Annotated in this window: 8 protein-coding genes; 5 read left to right on the forward strand and 3 right to left on the reverse strand. The window is 48.5% G+C overall.

The window, feature by feature from the left end:
- The 3 genes from HPY90_RS15210 to HPY90_RS15220 all read right to left on the reverse strand — a co-directional run.
- A partial coding sequence (locus HPY90_RS15210) for a hypothetical protein (RefSeq protein ID WP_287195743.1) occupies positions 1-382 on the reverse strand: 382 nt, incomplete at its 3' end.
- Positions 383-402: 20 nt separating this feature from the next.
- Positions 403-717, reverse strand: coding sequence for a hypothetical protein (locus HPY90_RS15215; RefSeq protein WP_287195744.1), 315 nt, complete (start codon positions 715-717; stop codon positions 403-405).
- Between the two features lie 50 nt (positions 718-767).
- Entirely contained in the window at positions 768-1,013 is a 246-nt protein-coding gene (locus HPY90_RS15220) for a helix-turn-helix domain-containing protein (protein WP_287195745.1), read from the reverse strand.
- Between the two features lie 166 nt (positions 1,014-1,179).
- Between HPY90_RS15220 and HPY90_RS15225 the strand changes: the two genes are divergently transcribed.
- From HPY90_RS15225 to HPY90_RS15245, 5 genes are all read left to right on the forward strand, one after another.
- Entirely contained in the window at positions 1,180-1,563 is a 384-nt protein-coding gene (locus HPY90_RS15225) for a helix-turn-helix domain-containing protein (protein WP_287195748.1), read from the forward strand.
- Entirely contained in the window at positions 1,563-2,081 is a 519-nt protein-coding gene (locus tag HPY90_RS15230) for a spore coat protein (protein ID WP_287195749.1), read from the forward strand. Before HPY90_RS15225 ends, HPY90_RS15230 begins: the two co-directional genes overlap by 1 nt.
- A gap of 6 nt (positions 2,082-2,087) precedes the next feature.
- Entirely contained in the window at positions 2,088-2,534 is a 447-nt protein-coding gene (locus HPY90_RS15235; protein WP_287195750.1) for an ImmA/IrrE family metallo-endopeptidase, read from the forward strand.
- A gap of 78 nt (positions 2,535-2,612) precedes the next feature.
- On the forward strand, positions 2,613-3,431 hold the full coding sequence (locus tag HPY90_RS15240; protein ID WP_287195752.1) for an HNH endonuclease: 819 nt from the start codon (positions 2,613-2,615) through the stop codon (positions 3,429-3,431).
- Positions 3,432-3,438: 7 nt separating this feature from the next.
- The coding region (locus HPY90_RS15245; RefSeq protein WP_287195755.1) for a recombinase family protein at positions 3,439-3,847 on the forward strand (409 nt) is incomplete at its 3' end.

Here is a 3,847-nt window from a genome sequence, read left to right on the forward strand (position 1 = left end):
AAACTGAGGGGTGACTGCACGCAAGGCCTGCAGAGATAATGTACCGGATGGCGGCCGCTAGGGTGGTGGCGTCAACCCGGTTCTCGATACCAACGTAGTCGGCCACGTCGTAGGCATTGCAATCCGCCGGCACATGGCCGCACCGGTTGAAGTTAGGTACCGCGACTAGGTAGCCGGCATTAGTTTCGGTCAGATAAAGATCCAACCTGGTTCCCCGGCCGGTGACCTCGAAATACTCGCCAGCGCGAACCTTAATCTTGACCGGCCAGTTATCCCGCTGCGATCCAGCCGTGATGGTGGTCAGTTCACTTACCAGGGAAGCCTTTTGGATGTGAGTAAGGGCTTCTGCGCGGGCGGCAGCCATTGCGTCTTGGGTTAACATGGGAAATCACCTCCTTTACGCTACTGGTTTACGGCTTCGGTGGTGGCCGCTTCGACGACATCCAGCACCTTGTTAGCGATTTCCTTAGCCCGCTCAACCTGGGTGTAAGTAAGCATTGACACATTTTTAACGTTCAGAGAATAGCGGATGATAGTTGATATAGCGGTCGTAAGCTGGTACTGAGTATAGGGATCATTCTTGACCAGGCGCGGTAAAAAGGCTTCTTTCACTTCATCCCAGGGCCGTGGTAACCGCACCTTGGGAGCCTTGCCCATCTCTTGCATAAGCTCCGCTTTAATCTGCTCTTTTAATGCGGCAAGCTCAGATTGGTTCACAGTATCACCTCCTTTACTCGGTCCCGGTGGCGTCCAAGGCGGCGGCCTGTTCATCTTGTCCTTGGCATACTTGCAAAGGCTTGGCTAAAAAAAAATAGGTCATCAAAATTTTTATCAGGGAATGCGTTAAGAAGCCCGGCTATAAAGTCCGGCCCCGGATTACACCGACCTTCCTTAACGCGCCAGATTTGACTTGGGTTGAGCGAGGCCATGCTCGCAAGCGCCGCATCGCTAATGCCCCGTTCCTCCTGAAGTTGCTTAAGGTATTCAATTTTGAGCGATATTCTTGGCTTCATATACCCAATGGCCTCCTTTCCTTGGCGTGCTTGCAATGTAAATATAACATAGCCTTGGCGTGTATGCAATACCCCAAACAAAAAAATTTTGCATGTACGCCAAGGTTTATGGATTGCATGCACGCAATTGAATAGGGTATAATTTACATATAGGTAGGTGATATAAGTGAACCCCAAAGAGTTTGGTCTTTACCTTGCCCGCTTACGAGAAAAAGCGGGTTTTGAAAGTCAGGCCGCCTTAGCTAAGGCAAGCGGTGTCTGGAATTCAACCATTGCCAGGATAGAGGCAGGGCAAACAAAGAAGCCAGACCCTGACACCTTGGCAAAACTAGCACCATACTTAAATGTGACCGCAGAACAACTTATGAGAGCGGCCGGTTATCTTAATGGCTCTGTCCACATGGTCGCCGAAGAAAAAAATCGCTACGAAACCGAAGCTGCCCATAGGAAAGATGATCCAATAGCAGATTTACCCCCGGAGGCCAGGAGGTCGTTGGAAGAATTTAAAGAGTATATCCTGCGCAAATATGGCAAAGGGGAGGGAAAGTGATGGCTGGTTTCTCAGCTAAGGATCTTGAGCCATATGGCGACCCAAGAATTAAAGAACTTGAGAAAAACATGACCGACTGTTACACATTAGCGATGGAAGTGTCGAATATCGATGCACAAATTGACTTGCTTAAAGAAAGCATCCAACATGGCGAGCAACTGTACGAATATTGCAAAGCAAAAGGTTACACTAAATACCTGCGTGAAATGTGGATACGATGCCGTGGCAGGAATGGCTGCTTTGATTACTTGAAACGAACTAAGGCGGAATTGCGGGACCTCCTCAAAGAATATGAGGAAATAAAAGCACTTGAAGCGGCCAGAAAAGAGATCTCCGAAGCAATTATTAAACTTGTTAAGGATAACCCGGGTATCTCTCAAAAAGACCTTCCAGACATTCTCCCTGGCACTGACAAGGAACTGTTGCGAGATACTATTTATTATCTGGTCAAAAACAACCATGTTCACCAAGAAAAACGAGGCAGAAGCTACGCACTTTTCCCGTCTCAAGAGAGGTGATAGCAAATGCCATTTTCCTTGCTCAAAATGGCCGACGACTACGGCATCAAGGTGGAATATTGGGACTTCCGGCCGCCGCTCGAGGCGGTCTATTGGTCTTTCCCAGGATTGCCTCCGGTTATTGGGCTGGCAAGGTCTCTTTTTGAGAGCAGAGCACATTTCCGCTGCGTATTGGCTGAGGAACTAGGGCACCATTTCACCAGTACGGGCAACTCCATTCCCCTGACGTTGTTCCACTACAGGGACCGCCTCGAGATAAGCAGAGTAGAATACCGCGCTATGCGCTGGGCGGCCTTGCACTTGATGCCCTTGGACAAGCTCCGTCTTGCCTTTAGAAAGGGCATTTATGAGCGTTGGGAGCTGGCAGAGCATTTCGATGTGACGGAGGATATGGTGGACTTCCGCATGGCCCTGCCGGATATCCGGGATAAACTACAGGCGATGGTTATGTGACATGGACAGGCAGGAAGGAAATTGGCAGGTTATGCACGAATATCTACTGTGAAATATTGTCTACAAGGAGTGATATTCGTGCCATCAAAATTTGAGGAAATAGCTTTATCACAGGGCCTTGATTTAAAGTCAACCCTTGAGCAGTTATATTTACATGACATGCTGGGATGCACTGAAATAGCCAAACGCTTCGGGGTTACACCCAAAACAGTCCATAAACACTTGAAAAGGTATGGGATACCGACAAGAGACTTCTACGAGGCCAGTAAGCTACCGGATAGAACGGGGCCTAAAAACCCCATGTATGGCAAGCACTATACCGAAGAAGAAAAACAAAAAAAGAGCCAACACATGAAAGCCTTGATTGCTCAAAACGGTCATTGGTGCAAAGGGAAAAAGCTTTCTGAAGAAACCAAGAAGCGTATAAGCGAATCCATGCGTGGCGAGAACAATCCACGATGGAACGGTGGGCGTAGAAGTAAAGGAGTATATATCGAAGTCTATGCTCCAGACCACCCGTATCGAAACAAGGCAAGAAATACCGTATATGAACATCGGCTGGTCATGGAAAAACATCTCGGGCGATACTTGCTCCCGAATGAGGTGGTTCACCACAAAAATGGCGATACAACTGACAACAGGCTCGAAAACCTGCAACTGATTTTAATGCCCGAACACAGTCGCCTTCATTTGTTACAAAGACCTAAGAAACCGGTTAAACTAAAACCCAAAAGATATAAGCTCTACAGACGTTCTGGCCCGAATTGGAGTTTAAACTATGAATCCTGCAGAAAATGCGGCACAACGGAAATCAGGCATAATGGGCGCGGCCTATGTGTCAAGTGTTATAACTACGAGCTTTCACATGGAACGTTAGATAGCTGGAGATCGTCTTAATAGGCAGGTGAATATCATTATTGAGAAAAAACCTTTAAGAGTGGCCGCTTATCTTCGGGTTTCGTCGGAAGATCAAGCGGAGAGAGGAACGATAGAAAACCAAGCCGACTTTGCAACTAAATATTGTGATTTGCACCAGTTGGATATTGTGGAGTGGTATCGAGATGATGGTGTGACAGGAACCATCCCCCTGGAAATGCGGGAGGATGGGCGCCGACTCCTGGAGGACGCCAAGGCTGGCCGGTTTGAGCTGCTCCTGATATACCGGCTGGACCGTCTGGGACGGTCTGCCCGCATCATCCTCAATGCCGTTTATGACCTCGAACAGCACGGGGTAAAAATCCGCTCCATGACTGAACCCTTCGATACCAGCGATCCAAACGGGCGCTTCCTGCTGACCATCCTGGCCGGTGTCG

Origin of the sequence: Syntrophothermus sp. (genome assembly GCF_013314835.1) — a bacterium.
Taxonomy (GTDB): domain Bacteria; phylum Bacillota; class Syntrophomonadia; order Syntrophomonadales; family Syntrophothermaceae; genus Syntrophothermus; species Syntrophothermus lipocalidus.

Excerpts from the sequence above, each read along its gene's own strand:
- HPY90_RS15235 (WP_287195750.1), top strand. The coding sequence starts at position 2,088 with ATGCCATTTTCCTTGCTCAAAATGGCCGACGACTACGGCATCAAGGTG.
- HPY90_RS15230 (WP_287195749.1), top strand. The coding sequence starts at position 1,563 with ATGGCTGGTTTCTCAGCTAAGGATCTTGAGCCATATGGCGACCCAAGA.
- HPY90_RS15220 (WP_287195745.1), bottom strand. The coding sequence starts at position 1,013 with ATGAAGCCAAGAATATCGCTCAAAATTGAATACCTTAAGCAACTTCAG.